Source organism: Pseudomonas sp. Sample_9, assembly GCF_004307535.1.
In the GTDB taxonomy this organism is placed as follows: Bacteria; Pseudomonadota; Gammaproteobacteria; order Pseudomonadales; family Pseudomonadaceae; genus Aquipseudomonas; species Aquipseudomonas mercuritolerans.
Genome location: NZ_RAZO01000377.1, coordinates 12201 through 15820 on the forward strand (window position 1 = coordinate 12201; position 3620 = coordinate 15820).

At 63.1% G+C, this 3620-nt stretch carries 2 protein-coding genes; both read right to left on the bottom strand.

Annotation, left to right across the window (positions count from 1 at the left end; all coding sequences use genetic code 11):
* A partial coding sequence (locus D6877_RS21720) for an HlyD family type I secretion periplasmic adaptor subunit (RefSeq protein WP_130912065.1) occupies positions 1 to 1221 on the bottom strand: 1221 nt, incomplete at its 3' end.
* Positions 1222 to 1231: 10 nt separating this feature from the next.
* Positions 1232 to 3391, bottom strand: a complete 2160-nt coding sequence (locus tag D6877_RS21725; protein WP_130912064.1) for a type I secretion system permease/ATPase — start codon at positions 3389 to 3391, stop codon at positions 1232 to 1234.
* Positions 3392 to 3620 lie beyond the last annotated feature (229 nt).

Sequence of the window (3620 nt, forward strand, 5' to 3'; positions counted from 1 at the left end):
GTGATTCTTGTCGGTGCGCACCTGAATCAGATAGAAGCTGTTGCCCTTGTCATCGGTGATCGTATCGGCGCCGATCAGCTCGAGCTTGGCGCTCAGCCCGCCGTAAATCGTGTAGTCGTAGGCACTGAACTTGACCATGGCTTTCTGGCCCGGATGCAGGAACGCGACGTCTTGCGGGCGGACCTTGGCTTCGATCAGCAGGTTGTCCTCCAGCGGCACGATTTCGACCATGTCGCTGCCCGGCTGGACCACGCCGCCGATGGTGTTGACCTTCATCTGCTTGATCACGCCACGCACCGGCGACGTCACCGTAGTGCGGCTGACGCGATCGTCGATGGCGATGCTCGACGCGGTGATTTTCGACAGGTCGGTGCGTTTCTCATTCAGCTCTTTGGCGGCCTCGGAACGGAAGGTCTGCTCGGATTCGTCGATCTTGCTGCGGATCTCCGCGATGGCCGATTCGGCCCGGGGAATCGCCAGCGTGGTAGCGTTCAGCGAACCGCGAATTTCCACCGCACTGCGCCTGAGGCGGAGAATTTCCACCGGTGACACAGCGCCGGTTTTGACCAGCGGTTCCGACATGTTCATTTCTTGTTGCAACAACGCGAGGCTGGAGCTGAACTGGCCTTGCTTGGAGCGAAACTCCGCCAGTTCCTGGGTTTTCTGCCGCAGTTGTTCGCTGAGGGTGCGCTGTTCGCTGGCCAAGCGGCGTTGGCGTTGCTCGTACAGTGAGCGTTCATCCTCGGCGACTTGCGGCGCCTTGGCGATCACTTCGGCGGAGAGCTTGAAAGGGCGCCCCTCGGCCTCCGCTGACAGCCGTTCAACCTGCGCGGTCAGCGCGTAACGGTCGGCCTCGCTCTCGCCCTTGTTCGAGCGAAAGCGCGTGTCATCCAGACGCAGCAGGGTGTCGCCCTTGTTGACCATTTGCCCTTCGCGAACGAACAGCTCGGTGACGATGCCGCCCTCGAGGTTCTGAATGACCTGGATTTTGCTCGACGGAATCGCCTTGCCTTCGCCCATGGTCACTTCTTCGAGCACGGCGAATTTGGCCCACACCAGCGCGGCGATCAGCAGCGCTGCCGCCAGCCACACGGTGATCCGCGATTTGCGCGGCGAATCCTGCAACGCCGCGCCGGCGGTTTCCGGCATGAATTCGGCTTCGGCGCTTTTGCCGAAGCTGTCGAAGTAACCGCGCTTGTTGCTATCGGAGGAAGCAGGCATGGCGTAACTCCTAGACCGCCGCCGAGCCGACACGGCCCTTGCGCAGTGCATCGATGACCGCTTCTTTCGGGCCGTCGGCGACGACCCGGCCGTTGTCCAGCACCAGCAACCGGTCCACCAGGCTCAGCATCGAGGTGCGGTGAGTGACCAGCAACAGGGTTTTGCCTTGCACCCAGCCATGCAGTTTCTGCCGCAGTGCATCTTCACTGCTGTTGTCCATCGCGCTGGTGGGTTCGTCGAGCAGCATGATCGGTGGATCGAGCAGTAACGCGCGCGCCAGCAACACCGCCTGGCGCTGGCCGCCGGAAAGCAATTGCCCGCGTTCGCCTACCGGTCGGTCGAAGCCTTGCGGGTGTTGCCGAGCCAGTTCGGTAACACCGGTCAGCTCGGCGACTTCGAGCATGCGCGAGTCGCTGATGTAGCGAGCGCCGAGGGTCAGGTTGTCCCGCAGACTGCCGGCGAGCAGCGGCAGATCATGGGCGACATAGCCGATCTGTTGGCGCAGGTCAGCCACATCCAATTGACGCAGGTCGAGGCCGTCGAGCAGCAGTTGACCTTCCTCCGCTTCGTAGAAACCCATGACCAGTCGTGCCAGCGTGCTTTTGCCCGAGCCGCTGCGGCCGATGATGCCGACCCGCTCGCCGGCTTTCAGGCTGAAGCTGACCTCGCTCAGCGCTGGCGCATTCTGGCCGTTGTAGTGGAACGTCACGCCGTTGACGTCGAGTGCGCCTTGCAATTGCGTGCGTTCCAGCGGCCGCTGTTTGCCGTCGCGCTCCTGCGGCAGCGCCATCAGCGCGTCGGTGCTTTTCATGGTCAGTTGCGCTTGCTGGTAGCGGGTGATCAGCCCGGCGATCTGCCCGAGCGGGGCGAGCACACGACTGCCGAGCATGTAAGTGGCGACCAGCGCGCCGACACTGAGGTTGCCGGCGATGATGCTGTAGACCCCGGCCACAATCGTCGCCATCCCGGAAAACTGCTGGATGAACAGGGTGCCGTTGGTGGCCAGCGCCGACAGGTTGCGCGCATGGCTGTCGAGGCGGGTGAGGGCACCGTGGGTGCTTTCCCATTTGTGCTGACGCTCGCTTTCGGCGCCGCAGGCCTTGAGGGTTTCCAGGCCGCCGAGGGTTTCGATCAGCACCGCCTGACGCTCGGCGCCGAGGCTCAGGCTTTTCTGCACGGTGTCACGCAGGCGCACCTGAATCGCCATGGCGAAGATGATGGTGATCGGAAACGCCAGCAGCGGAATCACCACCAGCCAGCCGCCGAGCAGGCCGATCACCACCAGCATCAGCACCACGAAGGGCAAGTCGATCAGGCTGGTCAGGGTCACGGCAGTGAGAAATTCACGCAGGCCCTGGAAATCGTGAATGCTCTGGGCAAAGCCGCCGATGGTCGCCGGCCGCGCTTTCATCGACATGCCGGTGATGCGCTCGAACAGCGTCGCCGAGAGGATCACATCGGTTTTCTTGCCGGCGGTGTCGAGCAGGTGCGCACGCACTACGCGCAGCACCAGTTCAAAACCGGTGCCGATCAACAGGCCGATCGACAGCACCCACAGCGTCGAGGTCGCCTGATTCGGCACCACGCGGTCGTAGGTCTGCATGACGAACAGCGGCACCATAAGGCCGAGCAGGTTGATCAGGAAACTGGCGAGGATCGCATCGCTGTACAGCCATTTCGACAGTTTGAGAGTGTCGCGAAACCACGCGTTTACCCGTGGCACCAGCGGCGCGCGCAGGTCTTCGAGTTCGTGGCGCGGACGGGCGAACAAGGCCTGGCCGCTGTAGTGTTCGCTGAGCTCTTCGCGACTGACCCATTGCTCGCCGCCGTCGGCTTCGCTGGGCAGCAGCAGGGCTTTGCCATCTTCGCCAAACCGTCGCAGTACGGCGGTGCGGCCGTCGTTGAGCAGCAGCAGGATCGGCAGGTTCAGCGGCGAAATGTCTTTCAGGTCACGGCGCAACAACCGCGCCTGTAATCCGGCCCGCGCGGCTGCACGGGGCAGCAGATCGAGGCTCAGGCGTTGTTTGTTCAGAGGCAGCCCGGCGCTCAGGCTGGCACGACTGACCGTGGCGCCATGCAGTTTGCAGAGGATCAGCAGGCCGTCCAGTAACGGGTCGTCGAAGCTCAGGCGCGGATCGACCCCGGTGGCGCCGGGTTCCATGCTGGTCATAGTGATTGCCTCTGTTGAACGGGCTCGGTTATCGGATCGTTCCCACGCTCTGCGTGGGAATGCAGCCCGTGACGCTCCGCGTCACTGGACGCGGAGCGTCCCTTGAGGCATTCCTTTGCTGCGCGTGGGAACGATCAGGGCAAAGTCAGTTCCTGCACCGTTTATTTCAGTTCCGGCAGGCGCGCCTGGTTTTTCACTTCGGTCGTGGCAATCGCATCAGCCGGCAGCA